The organism is Exiguobacterium sp. N4-1P, from assembly GCF_002214325.1.
This window is the reverse complement of sequence record NZ_CP022236.1, coordinates 2,564,432-2,581,059: the sequence shown is the minus strand read 5'-3', so window position 1 is coordinate 2,581,059 and position 16,628 is coordinate 2,564,432. Positions and strand designations below refer to the sequence as shown.

Genomic DNA, 16,628 nt, shown 5'->3' with positions numbered 1-16,628 from the left:
TAAATGAAAATGGGTTGGCGCGAACTAATCCGGATGAAAAAACGCTTCGGTCTGATGGGGCTCGTGACGACATTGATCATCGTCTTGATTTTAATGATCACCGGGCTCGCAGACGGACTGGCATACGATAATGGAGCCGTCATCCGGAATTTACCGGTTGAGCAGGTGGCACTCAGTCAAGAGGCGGAAGGGCAACTGACGCGATCATTTTTAGAGGAACAGGAGCAACCAAAAGGGACGGAGGCACTCGGCGTCCAAAATATGGTTCTCGAGAAACAGGACGGGACGAAGGACGATGTGACGGTGTTTGCGTTACCTGCTGAGACGGCGTACGGTCCAAAGCAACTGCAAGCGTTGAAACGAGGCGAGGTTCTCGTCGATACCGCTTATGCGAAACAGACCGGGACCGCAGTCGGCGACAAAGTAACCGACTTTCGGACGAAGATGACGTTTACGATCGTCGGTACCGTCACGGATGGACGCTACAGCCATGCGCCTGTGTTATGGACGACGATTGCGTCATGGGACGACTGGCAAGCGAAGATGCAGACGAACTATGTCTCGGCATTTGTCAGTCAGGATTCATTCAAAACGGACCTGACGACGTATACGAAAGCAGACATCGTCAAGCAGGTTCCCGGTTACGCAGCGGAACAAAATTCATTCCAGATGATGCGGCTGGCGCTTGTCGTAATCGGCGCCTTGATTTTGACGGCGTTTTTCTATATTTTGACGATGCAAAAAATGAAGCAACTGGGCATCTTGAAGGCGATCGGGATTCGGACACGGACGATTGGAAGCGCGCTCGTCATGCAGGTGTTCGTCTTGACGCTCCTGTCGCTTGCTTTCAGCCTGTGCGTGACGCTCGGTGTCAGCCAAGTCTTACCGGACGGCATTCCGTTTCGTTTTGAGTGGGATACGAGTCTCGGTTACGGGGCATTGTTGATCGGTACGGCATTAATTGGATCCGTGATTCCGCTCCGGGCCTTAAAAAAACTTGAGCCGGCAGACGCGATGGGAGGAATGGCAGGATGATTAAGATGACACATGTCGAACAGACTTACAGTGACGTCCCCGTGCTCCATGATGTTTCATTCGAAGCGAACGCGGGTGAACTGATTGCCTTAGTCGGACCGAGCGGAAGTGGAAAAAGTACGTTGCTCCAACTGCTCGGATTGTTGCAAACACCGACAGCGGGAGACATTCAGTTTGGGGAACAGCACGTCAATCAGCAATCGGACGAAGCACGCCGAAAGATGCGCCTCGAAGAGATCGGGTTCATCTTTCAGGAATCGCATCTCGTTCCGTTCCTGACGGCGGCGGAACAACTCGAACTCGTCGCAGAAGAAGCGGGGCGGAAAGTTGACGCCGCCGCGATGCTCGCCGCTTTTGGATTAAAAGACCGTGCACACCATTTGCCACACGCCTTATCGGGTGGAGAACGACAGCGTGTCGCGATCATTCGGGCACTCGTCAATCAGCCGCGACTCATCCTCGCAGATGAACCGACGGCAAGCCTTGATTATACGAACGGACGCCAAGTGATGGAAGTGTTACAAAAGCAAGCCCATGATGAACAAAAAACGGTCATCGTCATCACCCATGATGAGCGGATGCTTGAGTATTGTGACCGTGTCCTGCGGATCGAGGATGGTTACTTGAGCGAAGTGGAATAACGCGGACGTCGTCTCGACACAAGAGGCGGCGTCCGTGTTTTGTCCACCATGCGTCAGAAGACTTATATTTTACGACCATGATTTTTGGTATACTTAACCTTAGTAAAATAAGGTAAGGGTGGAAACTGTCAGATGAAATTTTCAGCACTGGTCCAATCAGAACTCGAAACAATCAATACGACTCAAATTGCGGACTGGCTGACTAAAAAAAGTCAAACAGAACGTGAATATAAACGACTCAGTGAAGACTTTAAAGCAATCGTCATCATGCAAGAAGCAGGCTTTTATGAACAAGCGGACACGCGGTTCAGCCAGTGGAAGAACAAAGGGATTCCGGCGGAGCTCCAGCGGTACCGGTTAGCAATCGCCGGAAAAGCGGGCGGGAAGCGACTCGTCAAAAAGCGTTTTTCCATGCTCCCGGCAGCTGTCCAAAATCATCCGCAGCTCAAACCGTGGAAAAAGCAGCTGCAATCGAATCCGTGGATGCTCGGCGGATTGCTTGTTGCGGGTCTTGCCGTTCTCGGTCTCTTTCAACTTGATTTCTCACAACCGGAAGAAGTGCCGGTCGTGACCAATCAAGAGAACGTTGAACAAAAATTGGCCGCGCTTGAAAAAGAAGTCGAGCAATTAAAAGAAAAAAATGAACAGCTGACAGAACAAGCACCAGTGAAATCAAAAGACACAACGAAACCAAAAGAGACAGCGAAACCAAAAGCGACTACGGATGCAAAGAAGACGCTTTCTCCCGAAGAAACATTGAAACAGGCGATCGCTGCGACGCAAGAAAAAGATTATAAGTCAGCGAACCGCTTGTTGACGGGAACTGTGTTAACGGATGACGCAACGAAGGGCATGGCACGTTTTTATCAATTGATTGCTGGAGGCAAGTTAGGTGAAACGAAACAAACGGATTATGTCGCGTATCGAGAGGACTTCCCGGATTCCGGTTACATGAGTGATGTGTTATGGATGCAGGCCGTCTATGAACAAAAGAATAAGGTCGGCGATTATAAGGCGACGTTAGAAGAATTAGCGAAGCAACCAGATAATGAATGGTCCTATGCGGCGCAAGCGATTCTTGACGGGAAAAGTACGCTTGGGGAGGAGTGATTCCAAAAAAACAGTTCCCAAGCGGTCACTTTTTGGAGTACAATGCGAAAAGAGAATTGAGAGGAGATGCAAACAATGAGTAAAGTACATGTATTTGATCACCCATTGATTCAGCACAAAATGACAATCATGCGTAAAGTCGAAACGGGGACGAAACAATTCCGGGAGCTTGTCGACGAAGTGGCTTCATTGATGGCATATGAAATCACGCGTGACCTTCCACTCACAGAAGTCGCGATCGAGACACCGGTCACGAAAACGACGCAGAAGATGATTGAAGGCAAGAAGCTCGGAATCGTTCCGATCCTTCGCGCAGGACTAGGGATGGTCGACGGGATGCTTCGGATGATGCCGAACGTCAAAGTCGGTCACATCGGTCTTTACCGTGATCCAGAGACGCTTGAACCAACGGAATACTACCTCAAGTTGCCGACTGACGTCGCAGAACGTGATTTTGTCGTCGTCGACCCAATGCTTGCGACAGGCGGCTCGGCTGCTGACGCAATCTCCTCTTTAAAGAAACAAGGCGCGAAAAGCATTAAACTGGCTTGCCTGTGTGCAGCACCTGAAGGCGTTAAACGCGTTCAGGAAGAGCATCCGGATGTCGATATTTACCTCGCGGCACTCGATGAAAAACTGAACGATCATGGTTATATCGTCCCTGGACTCGGGGATGCCGGTGATCGTTTGTTCGGTACGAAGTAAGACAGAAGCAGTCTGCCACTCCCGGCAGGCTGCTTTTTTTGTTGTAAGATGCAGGACAGCTTTCAACTATGCTTAAATGGAAGAAGTAGAAAAAGGAGGAAGTAATGATGCCCATCAAAGTCATGCCCATCTTTGGAACACGACCGGAAGCCATCAAGATGGCACCGCTCGTCAATGCCTTAAAACAAAATCCAGCGTTCGATGTCCATGTGACGATCACGGCGCAACACCGGGAAATGCTTGATCAAGTGTTACGGATGTTCGAGATTGAACCGGATTCTGACCTCAATATCATGCAACCCCGTCAGACGCTTGTCGACATCACGACGCGTGGTCTCGAAGGACTTGATCTCGTCATGAAGGATGTCAAACCGGATCTCGTTCTCGTTCATGGCGACACGACGACGACGTTCGTCGGCAGTCTTGCTGCCTACTACAATCAAATCGCCGTCGGACACGTCGAAGCCGGACTCCGTACATATAATAAATACTCACCGTTTCCGGAAGAGGTCAATCGTCAATTGACGTCGACACTCGCAGATCTGCACTTTGCGCCGACCGATCAGGCGGCAGCGAACTTAGCATCTGAAAATCGTTATGCTGGTGTCTATGTGACGGGAAATACGGCAATCGATGCCCTGCAGACGACGGTCCAGCCGGATTATGTTCACCCTGTGCTCGAGGCAGTCGGCAAACGACGCCTGATCTTGATGACGGCACACCGGCGAGAAAACCTCGGAGAGAAGATGCATCAGATGTTTCGGGCGATCCGTCGACTCGTCGATACATATCCGGACGTGCACGTCGTCTATCCGGTCCATTTGAATCCGGTCGTCCAGGAAACAGCGGCTGAAATCTTTGGGGGACACGACCGCATCACGTTAATTCCGCCGCTCGATGTATTCGACTTTCATAACTTTGCCAGTCGTGCCCATTTAATCCTGACCGATTCCGGCGGCGTACAGGAAGAAGCACCCTCGCTCGGCGTACCTGTCCTTGTGTTACGCGATACGACGGAGCGTCCGGAAGGAGTCAAAGCCGGTACGTTGAAACTTGCCGGAACAGATGAAGAGACGATTTACCGGATGGCGAGCGAGTTGCTTGAAGACGAAGCGGCCTATGCAAAAATGGCGCATGCTTCAAATCCTTACGGGGACGGTCATGCGTCGGAGCGGATTGCAGCAGCGATTTTAGCGCACTTCAATCAAGGGGAAACTCCAGAACCCTTTCATGCGGATATCTAAAATAAAGTAATCCAGTCCAAAAAATGTTTATTTAGGGCGTTTCCGTATATCTTGCCGTTCCCACGGGAATCAAGACGAACGGATGCGTCCTTTTTAATGATTCCGTTTAAGGTTAACTTCCATAAGTTGTCTCAGACGTTCCCGTCGACCTCGCTTTCCTCGGGCGAGGGACAAGTCGCGACTCGGTACATGGTGTGTGCCAAGCCGGGTCTTGTTTCCCTCTGACGAAACCACGATGAACTGTGGTTTCTTTTCCCGTAGGAGTCGAGTCGACCGGGGTACGTCCTTTTCAATTACGCTCTACTAAACTTTGGTCAAGGCGTAGTGTTGTTAGTCACTTGTAAATTGAATCGCCTTGAGCAATTCCTCTCGACTCCTATGGGAAGAGGAAGCGGAACGCTTCCGACAGGGACAAGCGAGACCCGGTTACCCGAAGGGGGATCGCGGCTTGCGTCCCGCCCAAGGAAAGCGAGAGGAAATAGCGAAAGGTCTATTCAATAATCAATAATGGTCTATCCGATAATCACTAAACAAAAAGCAGTGAGTAAACATACATCAATATATCTTTAACTAAGAAACAAACGCCTCAATCTGCCTGATTGTGAAGAAAATGTAAAATCTAAATCACCGTGCTGACCTTAAAACCTATAATCCATTCATGACATTTCAAGCTGTGACAAGTAACACAACAGACAAATTGGAAATGCTTTAAATCCTTTGTTACAAACAGATGTCAGAGCGGTTTTCCTGTCCCGAATCGAAAGCGCTTCCAATCTTGAACAAAAAATACTTTTTCACAAAATCGACACAAATCAATTTTAGACGGCTTGTTTCTCATTCCAGAACGCGATATAACGTTACTGTTCAATGGTTTTGTTCATCAAGTGAACCATCTCTTTAAACGTTGATAGTACTACATATTTTCTTCACATCTTCGTGAAAAGAGGTGGATGGGGTACCTCTGTGAAAACCTTATCAATCGTTGATATACAATGGTTTCAGCGGTCTATTTTATTTGTGAATTCATTTGACTATGAAATGGTTCTCATTGTATTCTTGACTAGTATGAAAATCCGCAAATTGTGGGAAAGAAAAAGAACCTGCAATTGGGAAAAGGGGGTCGTCTCTAGTGCGCCAAAAAGGGCTCGCAACGAGTATGGTCATGGCCTCGCAAATTTCGACGGCACTTGCCGCACCAATCGTCATCGGCTTCCTTGTTGGGAACTATGGGGAACAGCAAGACTGGTGGCAAAAGATGGGAGCGACATTCTCAGTGTTCATCGGGATTTTCATCGGCATTCTTTGCATGATCGCAATGATCAGGCACTTGTTAGGAGACAAGACATGAACATAATCCTTCAAGATGCGTTGTATCGTGCGTACTTACGATGGTTTGGACTCTATTATGGAATCCTGGCTGTCTTGTTACTTGTCGGTTATCCGAGTGATCCAGTGATTTATGGGCTGGCATTAGGTGGGGCAGGTAGCTTCATGATCTTGACGCTGCAACGATTAAGCGTCGATCGAATGTATCGTGTAATCGAGCGTGGGCGCAAGCCGATGTCTCGAGGGACCGTATCACGCATGGCGGTCGCGGTACTTTGTGTGATGATCGGTTTGAAGTACGAAGCCGAATTGTCATTAACTGCGGTGGTAATAGGCCTTCTCGCCGGCCACGTCATACAATTTTGTGAGTTCTTGACTCACGAACTTAAGCGGGAAAAGAGGTGAATAGTCAAATGAACCACGAAATGCCACTTTACGAAATCCCACTCTGGGGCGACTTCGTTCTGTACGGTAGCTGGACGAACTTGATCACAGTGCTGATAGCAGCTGCTCTCGTCTTCCTGATTGCCGTGGCCGGTACGCGACGTCTCGCGATGAAGCCAACCGGTTTTCAAAACACGCTAGAGTGGTTCCTCGAATTCGTTCGCGGAATCATCAGCAGTACGATGGATTGGAAAACAGGGGGTCGCTTCCTTACTTTCGGAATGACACTGTTCCTATTCATCATCGTGTCCAACTTAATGGGTCTCCCATTTAACGTTGTGACGGGTCACTACATTTGGTTCAACTCACCAACTGCGGATCCGTACGTGACACTTGCACTTTCATCTATGGTAGTGGTCATGAGCCATTATTACGGTGTGAAAATGCGCGGCTTCGGTGCATATGCGAAAACGTTTATGACGCCGATGTTTATTATTACCATCATTGAAGAATTCGCAAACACGTTGACGCTCGGTCTTCGTCTTTACGGGAACATCTTCGCTGGTGAAATCATGATCGGAATCATTCTCTCGATCGGAATCATCTCTGGAACGAACGATTTCCAATTCCTCGGACCAGTCGGTGTCATCCTTTCAGCGATTCCAATGCTGATTTGGCAAGGATTCTCACTCTTCATCGGAGCGATCCAAGCGTATATCTTCCTTATCCTGACGATGGTTTACATCGGACATAAGGCAGCGCACGACCATTAATTCGAAGGTAAAGCATCTGCTTTTCCGATAATCGCACGACCAAATTTCGAACACAATCTAGGGAGGCAATTTATAATGGAACTTATTGCAACAGCGATCATCATCGGACTCGGCGCACTTGGCGCTGGTATCGGTAACGGTCTTATCGTAAACGGTACAGTATTAGGACAAGCACGTCAGCCAGAACTCAAAAACGAACTTCGTCAAACAATGTTCATCGGTATCGGTCTTGTTGAGGCACTTCCAATCATCGGTGTAGCGGTCGGTTTCCTTCTCCTCAACTCTTAATCCATAGTTTAAGAAACGAGCTACATAGGGCGTTATTCGTTCGACAGGAGTGAACCGTCACGGGAGCTTTTGCTCCCTTATGTAGATATAAGAAGTTGGACCAACCACGAGGGGAGTGTAATCGAATGAATCTTACGTATCTTGCGGCAGAAGCAGGCGGCGAAGAAAGCCACCTTTTACTTGCCAATATGATCGTCACGATCGTCGTTTTCCTCTTGCTCCTCATCCTCTTGAAGAAATTCGCTTGGGGCCCGCTCATCAACATGATGAAAGCGCGGGAAGAGCATGTGGCTAGCGAGATCAACTCGGCTGAAAAAAGCCGTAAAGACGCTGAAGTCTACGTAGAACAACAACAAGAAGAATTAAATAAGGCACGTACGGAAGCACGTGACTTATTAGAATCATCACGCCGTCAAGCTGAGGCAGAACAAGCACGTGCGATGGAGCAGGCACGTCTTGAGACAGAAATGAGTAAGGAAGAAGCTCGCCGTGCAATCGACCGTGAACGCGCTGAAGCACAAGCTGCTTTGAAGAACGATGTTGCTCTTCAAGCAATCGCTGCAGCACGCCACGTCATGAAAACACAGCTTGCGACAGACGAAGCCGCTCAGCGCGCGCTCGTCGATCAATTCCTTGCTGACACTAAGGGCACGAACTAATGCGTGATCACGTAGCGGGACGCTACGCAAAAGCGCTCTTCGATCTTGCGCTTGAGCATCATGTGCTCGAGCAAGCAGAAGCTGATGTGCGGACGCTCGGCGAAGTGCTCCACGCAACACCAGAGCTCGCATCGGTTTTAAGTAACCCATCGATTTCTGCGGAAGAGCTGAAGTTAGTCTTACAGACGAGCTTCACGGGCTTCAACACGATTGTTTTGAATACCATCCTCGTCATGGTCGAAAACGACCGTGCGGCGGAGGTATTGTCTTTGCCGGAGCATTTCATTGCGTTATTGAATGAACACCGTAACGTTGCGACAGCCGTCGTGACGAGTGCATACAAATTGTCAGACGCGGAAATCACGAAAGTGAAAGAAACGTTCGGCCAAAAATCAGGTAAAACGCTTGAAGTAGAAAATGTTGTTGATACGAACGTAATCGGAGGACTTCGCGTCCAAATCGGTTACACGACATATGACGGCACGATCGAAACGAAACTAACGCGACTTGAGCGTGAGCTGTTAAAAGCGTAAGAAAATAGGGGTGAAACGCATGAGCATTAGAGCTGAAGAAATCAGCGCCCTGCTTAAAGCGCGTATCGCGCAGTACGGTTCTACGATGGAAGTGAACGAGACGGGTACGGTCATCCAAATTGGTGATGGTATCGCTCGTGCACACGGACTCGACAACGTCATGTCGGGAGAGCTCGTAGAATTCGCTAACGGCACAATGGGCTTGGCGCAAAACTTAGAAGAAGGCAACGTTGGTATCATCATTCTTGGTGACTACCTTGATATTAAAGAAGGCGATTCAGTTAGCCGTACAGGACGCATCATGGAAGTACCGACAGGGGACGCATTGCTCGGTCGCGTCGTTAACCCGCTCGGTATGCCAATCGATGGTCTTGGTCCAATCGAAACGGAACACTATAACCCAATCGAGCGTAAAGCTTCTGGCGTTATGGCACGTAAATCGGTTCACGAACCACTTCAGACAGGAATCAAGGCAATCGATGCCCTCGTTCCAATCGGTCGTGGACAACGTGAGTTGATCATCGGTGACCGTCAGACAGGTAAAACGTCGATCGCCATCGATACAATCATCAACCAAAAAGAAGAAAACATGATTTGTATTTACGTCGCAATCGGACAAAAAGAATCAACAGTCCGTGGTGTTGTTGAAACACTCCGTAAAAACGGTGCACTTGATTACACGATCGTCGTTTCTGCCGCTGCTTCACAGCCGGCACCACTTCTTTACCTCGCACCATTCGCTGGTGTAGCGATGGGTGAACACTTCATGGATCTCGGCAAGCACGTTCTTGTCATCTATGATGATCTTTCAAAACAAGCAGCTGCATACCGTGAGCTTTCGCTTCTCTTGAAGCGTCCACCAGGCCGCGAAGCTTACCCAGGGGATGTCTTCTACCTTCACTCACGCCTTCTTGAGCGTGCGGCGAAATTGAACGACGAGCTTGGCGCAGGTAGCTTAACAGCACTTCCGTTCATCGAGACACAAGCGTCGGATATCTCGGCTTACATCCCGACGAACGTTATCTCGATTACGGATGGTCAAATCTTCCTTCAATCGGATCTCTTCTTCTCAGGTGTCCGTCCAGCGATCAACCCGGGTCTCTCGGTATCGCGTGTTGGTGGATCGGCTCAAGTAAAAGCGATGAAGAAGGTAGCGGGTACGCTCCGTCTTGACCTCGCCTCTTACCGTGAGCTCGAAGCCTTTTCACAGTTCGGATCTGACCTTGATAAAGCGACACAATCGAAGCTTAACCGTGGTGAGCGGACAGTAGAGGTTCTGAAACAGGATCTTAACCAACCGTTGACTGTTGACAAGCAAGTCATCATCATCTATGCCTTGACTCGTGGTCACCTTGATGATGTTGCCGTTACGGATATTCGTCGTTTTGAAAAGGAACTCAACCTCTGGCTCGATCAAAACCGCAAACAGCTTTGCGATGAGATCCGTAAAACAGGTAACCTTCCGGCTGACGAAGAACTCGTTACAGCAATCTCAGAATTTAAGAAAACGTTCCAAGCGACAGTCTAAGGGTCAACTCTTAGGCTTCGCCTGAACGCTCTTGATACTAACAAGGTGGTGAATCGAAATGGCATCGTTGCGCGAGATACAAACGCGGATTAACTCGACGAAAAGTACGAAACAGATCACGAAAGCGATGAACATGGTTTCGGCGTCGAAACTAAACCGCGCTCAAGCACATAGCGCGAAGTTCCAGCCTTACATGCTGAAAATGCAGGAGGTTCTCGGAACCATTGCGAATGGCACGACAGGTGCGAGCCATCCGATGCTCGAGAAACGTCCCGTCAAAAAGACTGGATTTATCGTCATCACATCGGATCGCGGCTTAGCTGGTGCATATAACGCCAACGTGCTGCGTGAAGTCTACCGGGAAATCAAAGAAAAGCACACTACGGACAGTTACGTTCTGTATGTGGTCGGTAAAGTCGGTGTCCAGTTCTTCCGTTCACGCGGAATCACGGTCACAGACGCGATCACAGGACTCAACGATTCTCCTTCGTATGTTGATGTAGCTGAAATCGTGAAGCGTACAGTGAGTGCGTTCACGAACGGTGAAATCGACGAACTCAAGCTGAGCTACAACCATTTCTTGTCTGTCATCAGCCAAGAAGTGAAAGTCGAAACCCTTCTCCCACTCGGAGAAATCGAAGCTTCGTCTTCGACGACTTATGAGTATGAGCCAAGTGAGGAGCAAATCCTTTCTGAACTCCTTCCGCGTTATGCGGAAAGCTTGATCTTCGGTGCGCTTCTTGACGCGAAAGTAGCAGAACATGCGTCACGTATGACAGCAATGCAAAGTGCGACAGATAACGCAGATGACTTGATCGGTCGATTGACTCTCGTCTACAACCGGGCTCGACAAGCTGCAATCACGCAAGAAATCACAGAGATCGTCAGTGGAGCAGCTGCGCAGCAGTAAGCCCCAAGGACGTAATGATAGGTAGGAGGAAACACGATGAACGAACTCGGTTTAAAAGGCCGCGTCGTCGCGGTCATGGGACCTGTCATCGACGTTAAGTTCGAAGGACACTTACCGAACATCTACAACGCGCTTCGTATTCAATATACGCCGCAAACTGTAGAAGAAGTGGCTATCGACTTAACGCTTGAGGTCGCATTACACCTTGGTGACGATGTCGTCCGTACCATTGCGATGGATTCGACGGATGGTGTACGCCGTGGAGTGGAAGTCCTGGATACAGGCGCTCCAATCTCGGTACCCGTCGGTGAAGCGACACTCGGTCGCGTATTCAACGTACTCGGTAACCCAATTGATGAAAAAGAACTTGATGCAAGCGTGGAACGTCTTCCGATTCACAAAAAAGCACCAACGTTCGACAACCTTTCAACAAAAGTTGAAATTCTTGAAACAGGAATTAAAGTAGTTGACTTACTTGCGCCTTACATCAAAGGTGGTAAGATCGGTCTCTTCGGTGGTGCCGGTGTAGGTAAGACCGTCCTCATCCAGGAATTGATCAACAATATCGCCCAAGAGCACAGCGGTATCTCGGTATTCGCAGGTGTTGGTGAGCGGACACGTGAAGGTAATGACTTGTACCATGAGATGACGGATTCAGGCGTTATCAAACAAACAGCGATGGTCTTCGGTCAGATGAACGAACCACCTGGTGCACGTCTTCGTGTTGCCTTGACTGGTTTGACAATGGCTGAGTACTTCCGTGATGAGCAAGGACAGGACGTTCTTCTCTTCGTTGATAACATCTTCCGTTATACGCAAGCAGGTTCAGAGGTATCAGCCCTTCTCGGTCGTATGCCATCTGCCGTTGGTTACCAACCAACACTTGCAACAGAGATGGGTATGCTCCAAGAGCGTATCACGTCAACAAACAAAGGTTCGGTTACATCAATCCAAGCGGTTTATGTACCAGCCGATGACTATACTGACCCGGCTCCTGCGACGACGTTTGCTCACTTAGATGCAACGACGAACCTTGAGCGCCGTCTCTCTGAGATGGGTATTTATCCTGCCGTGGATCCACTTGCTTCTACATCACGCGCCCTTTCACCTGAAATCGTCGGTGAAGAGCATTATGCTGTAGCACGTCAAGTTCAGGAAACACTTCAGCGTTATAAAGAACTTCAAGATATCATCGCAATCCTCGGTATGGACGAGTTGTCGGAAGATGACAAGTTAAGTGTTCACCGTGCGCGTCGTATCCAGTTCTTCTTGTCGCAGAACTTCCACGTAGCTGAGCAGTTCACAGGACAAAAAGGATCGTACGTCCCAGTTAAGGACACGATCCGCGGCTTCAAAGAAATCCTCGATGGCAAACACGATGATTTGACGGAAGAAGCATTCCGTCTCGTCGGTCCGATCGAAGATGCGATTGAAAAAGCGAAGGCGCTTGTCTAAGTGACAAAGCATAAGGGGGACTTGAGATGAACACACTTCATGTCAATATCGTCACCCCGGATGGCGAAGTGTATGATGGCGATGTCCGTATGGTCGTTGCGAAAACGATAACGGGTGAAATCGGGGTCCTCCCGCACCACGTACCGCTCGTAACACCACTCGACATCAGCATCTTGAAGTTGCGCCACGAAGATGGCGGACGCACGTTGATCGCTATCAGCGGTGGCTTTATGGAAGTGCGCCAGGATACTGTAACGGTTCTTGCAGAAACGGCGGAGCAGGCAGATAAGGTCGATTATGACCGTGCTGCCGCTGCGAAGGTTCGTGCAGAACGACGTCTCCAGGACACGAAATTATCAGATCTTGAGTTCAAACGCGCAGAGCTTTCATTGAAACGGGCAATTAACCGTCTCGATTTAAAAGACTACGGTCGCGATTGATTCAAGTAAAAGACCCGGTTTCCCTCGTGGAAATCGGGTCTTTTTTTGTAGAAAACGTCAATTTAAAAGCGTTTTCTTTAGGATTAAGGCGATTCAGGTTTAAGATGGCGAAAAATAGTAAAAGTACCATATAGACCTCTTATTCACAAACTTTTCATCCTTACTTCTATAGAAATTGTGACAATCATCTTTAATAAATATATTTTATGCGCTAAAATAAATGCATATTGTGCTTTTTTGTTTGCGAAATCATTCATTTTGTGAAATCATGGTAAGGTTGAAGAAAACACGAAGAAGAGGTGCAAGCGCGTGACGTCAATTGGTTTAAGTGCTTTAGTGAGTATGCTCGTTTACGTAATGGCAATTGTTCTTGCCTGGTGGTCACTCTTACCAGTCAAGTGGGAAAAAATCCTCCAACATCCTAAAGGTCCACACGCCATTGCGTTACGGACGTTGCTTGCGATTGCACTCGGTTCCCTCGTCGGTCGCTTTTTGCTGGAGTATTCGGGATTCGCCCAACGTCTTCAATTTTTAGTAGGCTGAACTTGTAACTTCCTTGTAAACCCTAATTTGGTCATCTGAATTAGTATGGAAAAGGATAGTATTCTTATAATGAAGAAACACATTGATTATGACACTGAAAATCGTATTGGCTTTTGGCACGAGAGATAACTATAGGAAAGTTTCTTTCTATCATTCGTTGACTTTTCAACTATGATCAACACCAATCACGAATTGTACGAATAGAAAAGAAACGAAGCAGAGGAGTATGGGTAATGGAAAAAATTGTTGTCCGTGGCGGACGTAAATTAGCTGGAACAGTAAAAGTAGAAGGTGCAAAAAATGCAGTCTTAAAAACGTTGGTTGCGACATTGCTCGCATCAGAAGGTCAATCGGTCCTTCAAAACGTACCACGTCTTGCAGACGTCTATACAATCAACAATGTCTTACGGAACTTAAACGCACAAGTTGAATTCGATGCAGAAGCGAATACGGTTACCGTCAATGCAGAACCGGAACTAAAAGACGAAGCACCACTTGAATACGTTCGTAAAATGCGGGCATCGATTCTTGTCATGGGTCCACTCCTTGCACGTCTCGGTCGCGCACGCGTTGCGATGCCGGGTGGCTGTGCAATCGGATCACGTCCAATTGATCTTCACTTAAAAGGATTCGAAGCGATGGGCGCTAAAACAATCATCGGAAACGGTTTTGTTGAAGCACAAGTCGATGGTCGTCTCCAAGGTGCAAAAATCTATCTTGATTTCCCTTCTGTCGGTGCGACAGAAAACATCATGATGGCGGCAACACTCGCTGAAGGCACGACAGTCATCGAGAACGTTGCGAAAGAACCTGAAATCGTTGACCTCGCGAACTTCTTGAACGCGATGGGCGCGAAAGTCCGTGGCGCAGGTACGGAAACGATCCGTATCGAAGGTGTCGAAAAATTACACGGTGGCAACCACTATGTGATTCCAGACCGGATTGAAGCCGGAACATTCATGATTGCAGCTGCAATCACAGAAGGTGACGTCGAAGTCATCGGTGCTGAGCGTGAGCATCTTCGTCCATTGATCTCAAAAATGGAAGAGATGGGTGTTCAAGTATCGGATACAGAAGAAGGGCTTCGTGTTGTCGGACCTAAGAAATTGGTTGCTGTCGACGTGAAGACGATGCCACACCCTGGTTTCCCGACAGACGTTCAAGCACAGATGATGGCGCTTGTCTTAAAAGCTGAAGGAACATCGGTCATCACGGAAACGGTCTTCGAAAACCGCTTCATGCACGTGGAAGAATTCCGCCGCATGAATGCTGATATCAAAATCGAAGGACGCTCATCCATCATCACAGGTGGTGTTCAGCTTCAAGGAGCAGAAGTCTTATCAACAGACCTTCGTTCTGGTGCAGCGCTCGTCACAGCTGGTTTGATTGCTGAAGGTGAAACACGTGTCGGTGCACTCCATCACATCGATCGTGGATACGTTGACTTCCACTTGAAACTGCAAGCCCTTGGCGCAGATGTCGAGCGCATCACGGAAGAAACAGCGGTTGTCGAAGAAACGGCAGCGACAAAGCTTTAATCTTAAGCTATTATTCCATTTCATTAACGAGAGACGACTTTCTGAAAAAGAAAGTCGTCTCTTTTTGCTTGCCTGTGCTAAAATTGAAAGGTATGTATACATAAATGGGTTAGACGTCCAAACGACGTTCTAAATTATGGAATAATAGCCAGCTGGTAAAGGAGATCACGCGAGATGTTTTCAAAAGATATCGGAATTGATTTAGGAACTGCCAATGTCGTCATTCATGTAAAGGGAAGAGGAATTGTCCTCGATGAACCTTCAGTCGTCGCCATTGATAAAGCGACCGGCAAAATTCATGCAGTAGGTACGGAAGCACATTTAATGGTAGGCCGGACACCGGGAAACATCGTCGCGATTCGTCCGCTCCAAGATGGTGTGATCGCAGATTTCGAGATGACGGAAGCCATGTTACGTCACTTCATCGATAAAATTGAGGTCCGCAGCATGTTCGGTGGCGTTCGGATGTTGATTTGTACACCAGCGAGCATCACGACGGTCGAAGCAAAAGCGATTCGTCAGGCAGGAGAAAAATCGGGCGCGAAAACCGTCTTCCTCGAAGTCGAACCGAAAGTAGCCGCGGTCGGAGCAGGGATGGACATTTGGATGCCTGCGGGACATATGGTCATCGACATCGGTGGCGGGACGACGGATGTTGCAGTACTCTCGATGGGAGATATCGTCTGTGGCGAAACAATCAAAGTTGCAGGAGATCGATTTGATCACGATATCATTCGGGCGATCAAAGATCGGCATAAGTTAATCATCGGTGAACGGACGGCACAAAACGTCAAGATGACGGTCGCAACGGTCTCAGAAGACGGACGTCAGGAAGAGATGGACATCCGGGGACGCAATCTCGTCACAGGGCTGCCGCATAACATTACGGTCAGCTCACAGGAAATTCATGAAGCACTCGCAGAATCAGCGATGGAAATCGTTGAAGCGACAAAACGGGTTCTCGAGAAGACACCACCGGAACTCGCAGCAGATATCATCGACCGCGGCATCATCTTAACGGGTGGTGGGGCATTGCTCGACGGAATCGATCAGTTGTTGGCAAAAGAGCTTGGGTTACCGGTCTTGATTGCAGAAGATCCAATGTTATGTGTCGCACGCGGGACAGGCATCATGCTCGATAACTTAGGAAAATAAGAAATGCTTGTTTGGCACAAATCGTCAAGCGATGAGGTAACCGTTCACTTAATTGTGGGGGTTACCTCTTTTTATTTTGCGTAGAGAACGATTCAAGAATGTTGCGGGATGAAGATTCTTTCTTCCCGCGCTTTCCTCGGGCGAGGCGCAAGCCGTTGCTACTTGATCCTACCGGGACAAATAGCAGGGTCTCGCTTGCCTCTGACAGCGCAAGAGTTTCTTGCGCTTTTTCCCGTAGGAGTCACGGGAAGCGAATCTTTTAGGCAGATGCGTTTTTGTCGAATGCCGTTCTCGAATAGATCGGATTAGATTGCAGATAGACAAAGTACAGTGCCTTGAACGATTCAAGAATGTTGGGGGA

Annotated in this window: 18 protein-coding genes; all 18 read left to right on the top strand. The window is 48.5% G+C overall.

The features are described from left to right. Positions 1 to 3: 3 nt before the first annotated feature. The 18 genes from A0126_RS13140 (at position 4) to mreB (ending at position 16,267) form a co-directional block, all read left to right on the top strand. Positions 4 to 1,035: an ABC transporter permease gene (locus A0126_RS13140; RefSeq protein ID WP_088837975.1), complete on the top strand. Its 1,032-nt coding sequence runs from the start codon at positions 4 to 6 to the stop codon at positions 1,033 to 1,035. Next, a complete protein-coding gene (locus A0126_RS13135; protein WP_088837974.1) occupies positions 1,032 to 1,676 on the top strand; it encodes an ABC transporter ATP-binding protein in 645 nt (214 codons plus the stop codon). Before A0126_RS13140 ends, A0126_RS13135 begins: the two co-directional genes overlap by 4 nt. A 132-nt stretch (positions 1,677 to 1,808) precedes the next feature. Further along, the gene (locus tag A0126_RS13130; protein ID WP_088837973.1) at positions 1,809 to 2,786 is read left to right on the top strand and encodes a hypothetical protein; all 978 of its coding nucleotides are present in this window, start codon (positions 1,809 to 1,811) and stop codon (positions 2,784 to 2,786) included. A gap of 75 nt (positions 2,787 to 2,861) precedes the next feature. Further along, positions 2,862 to 3,491: a uracil phosphoribosyltransferase gene (upp, locus tag A0126_RS13125; protein WP_029331752.1), complete on the top strand. Its 630-nt coding sequence runs from the start codon at positions 2,862 to 2,864 to the stop codon at positions 3,489 to 3,491. A 104-nt stretch (positions 3,492 to 3,595) separates the two neighbouring features. Next, positions 3,596 to 4,735: a non-hydrolyzing UDP-N-acetylglucosamine 2-epimerase gene (wecB, locus tag A0126_RS13120; RefSeq protein ID WP_204251406.1), complete on the top strand. Its 1,140-nt coding sequence runs from the start codon at positions 3,596 to 3,598 to the stop codon at positions 4,733 to 4,735. Positions 4,736 to 5,864: 1,129 nt separating this feature from the next. Continuing rightward, on the top strand, positions 5,865 to 6,083 hold the full coding sequence (locus A0126_RS13115) for an AtpZ/AtpI family protein (protein WP_014971404.1): 219 nt from the start codon (positions 5,865 to 5,867) through the stop codon (positions 6,081 to 6,083). Next, entirely contained in the window at positions 6,080 to 6,466 is a 387-nt protein-coding gene (locus A0126_RS13110; protein ID WP_088837971.1) for an ATP synthase subunit I, read from the top strand. The genes A0126_RS13115 and A0126_RS13110 overlap by 4 nt, the downstream gene beginning before the upstream one ends. 8 nt (positions 6,467 to 6,474) lie before the next feature. After that, positions 6,475 to 7,218, top strand: a complete 744-nt coding sequence (gene atpB / locus A0126_RS13105) for a F0F1 ATP synthase subunit A (RefSeq protein ID WP_088837970.1) — start codon at positions 6,475 to 6,477, stop codon at positions 7,216 to 7,218. 75 nt (positions 7,219 to 7,293) lie between these two features. Beyond that, positions 7,294 to 7,506, top strand: coding sequence for a F0F1 ATP synthase subunit C (gene atpE, locus A0126_RS13100; protein WP_012371545.1), 213 nt, complete (start codon positions 7,294 to 7,296; stop codon positions 7,504 to 7,506). A 125-nt stretch (positions 7,507 to 7,631) separates the two neighbouring features. Next, positions 7,632 to 8,165, top strand: coding sequence for a F0F1 ATP synthase subunit B (gene atpF / locus A0126_RS13095; RefSeq protein WP_088837969.1), 534 nt, complete (start codon positions 7,632 to 7,634; stop codon positions 8,163 to 8,165). Continuing rightward, a complete protein-coding gene (locus A0126_RS13090; RefSeq protein WP_088837968.1) occupies positions 8,165 to 8,698 on the top strand; it encodes a F0F1 ATP synthase subunit delta in 534 nt (177 codons plus the stop codon). Before atpF ends, A0126_RS13090 begins: the two co-directional genes overlap by 1 nt. 19 nt (positions 8,699 to 8,717) lie before the next feature. Next, entirely contained in the window at positions 8,718 to 10,226 is a 1,509-nt protein-coding gene (gene atpA / locus A0126_RS13085) for a F0F1 ATP synthase subunit alpha (RefSeq protein ID WP_029331744.1), read from the top strand. A gap of 58 nt (positions 10,227 to 10,284) precedes the next feature. Next, positions 10,285 to 11,136, top strand: a complete 852-nt coding sequence (gene atpG, locus A0126_RS13080) for an ATP synthase F1 subunit gamma (RefSeq protein ID WP_088837967.1) — start codon at positions 10,285 to 10,287, stop codon at positions 11,134 to 11,136. 36 nt (positions 11,137 to 11,172) lie between these two features. Continuing rightward, positions 11,173 to 12,591, top strand: a complete 1,419-nt coding sequence (gene atpD, locus A0126_RS13075; protein WP_088837966.1) for a F0F1 ATP synthase subunit beta — start codon at positions 11,173 to 11,175, stop codon at positions 12,589 to 12,591. Positions 12,592 to 12,617: 26 nt separating this feature from the next. After that, positions 12,618 to 13,031: a F0F1 ATP synthase subunit epsilon gene (locus A0126_RS13070; protein WP_088837965.1), complete on the top strand. Its 414-nt coding sequence runs from the start codon at positions 12,618 to 12,620 to the stop codon at positions 13,029 to 13,031. 309 nt (positions 13,032 to 13,340) lie between these two features. Next, on the top strand, positions 13,341 to 13,574 hold the full coding sequence (locus tag A0126_RS13065) for a DUF1146 domain-containing protein (RefSeq protein WP_029331740.1): 234 nt from the start codon (positions 13,341 to 13,343) through the stop codon (positions 13,572 to 13,574). Positions 13,575 to 13,807: 233 nt separating this feature from the next. Next, positions 13,808 to 15,112: a UDP-N-acetylglucosamine 1-carboxyvinyltransferase gene (murA, locus tag A0126_RS13060; protein WP_029331739.1), complete on the top strand. Its 1,305-nt coding sequence runs from the start codon at positions 13,808 to 13,810 to the stop codon at positions 15,110 to 15,112. Positions 15,113 to 15,286: 174 nt separating this feature from the next. After that, entirely contained in the window at positions 15,287 to 16,267 is a 981-nt protein-coding gene (gene mreB / locus A0126_RS13055; RefSeq protein ID WP_088837964.1) for a rod shape-determining protein MreB, read from the top strand. Positions 16,268 to 16,628: the final 361 nt, after the last annotated feature.

Excerpts from the sequence above, each read along its gene's own strand:
- A0126_RS13140 (WP_088837975.1), top strand. The coding sequence starts at position 4 with ATGAAAATGGGTTGGCGCGAACTAATCCGGATGAAAAAACGCTTCGGT.
- A0126_RS13135 (WP_088837974.1), top strand. The coding sequence starts at position 1,032 with ATGATTAAGATGACACATGTCGAACAGACTTACAGTGACGTCCCCGTG.
- A0126_RS13130 (WP_088837973.1), top strand. The coding sequence starts at position 1,809 with ATGAAATTTTCAGCACTGGTCCAATCAGAACTCGAAACAATCAATACG.
- upp (WP_029331752.1), top strand. The coding sequence starts at position 2,862 with ATGAGTAAAGTACATGTATTTGATCACCCATTGATTCAGCACAAAATG.
- wecB (WP_204251406.1), top strand. The coding sequence starts at position 3,596 with ATGATGCCCATCAAAGTCATGCCCATCTTTGGAACACGACCGGAAGCC.
- A0126_RS13110 (WP_088837971.1), top strand. The coding sequence starts at position 6,080 with ATGAACATAATCCTTCAAGATGCGTTGTATCGTGCGTACTTACGATGG.
- atpB (WP_088837970.1), top strand. The coding sequence starts at position 6,475 with ATGAACCACGAAATGCCACTTTACGAAATCCCACTCTGGGGCGACTTC.
- atpE (WP_012371545.1), top strand. The coding sequence starts at position 7,294 with ATGGAACTTATTGCAACAGCGATCATCATCGGACTCGGCGCACTTGGC.
- atpF (WP_088837969.1), top strand. The coding sequence starts at position 7,632 with ATGAATCTTACGTATCTTGCGGCAGAAGCAGGCGGCGAAGAAAGCCAC.
- A0126_RS13090 (WP_088837968.1), top strand. The coding sequence starts at position 8,165 with ATGCGTGATCACGTAGCGGGACGCTACGCAAAAGCGCTCTTCGATCTT.
- atpA (WP_029331744.1), top strand. The coding sequence starts at position 8,718 with ATGAGCATTAGAGCTGAAGAAATCAGCGCCCTGCTTAAAGCGCGTATC.
- atpG (WP_088837967.1), top strand. The coding sequence starts at position 10,285 with ATGGCATCGTTGCGCGAGATACAAACGCGGATTAACTCGACGAAAAGT.
- atpD (WP_088837966.1), top strand. The coding sequence starts at position 11,173 with ATGAACGAACTCGGTTTAAAAGGCCGCGTCGTCGCGGTCATGGGACCT.
- A0126_RS13070 (WP_088837965.1), top strand. The coding sequence starts at position 12,618 with ATGAACACACTTCATGTCAATATCGTCACCCCGGATGGCGAAGTGTAT.
- murA (WP_029331739.1), top strand. The coding sequence starts at position 13,808 with ATGGAAAAAATTGTTGTCCGTGGCGGACGTAAATTAGCTGGAACAGTA.
- mreB (WP_088837964.1), top strand. The coding sequence starts at position 15,287 with ATGTTTTCAAAAGATATCGGAATTGATTTAGGAACTGCCAATGTCGTC.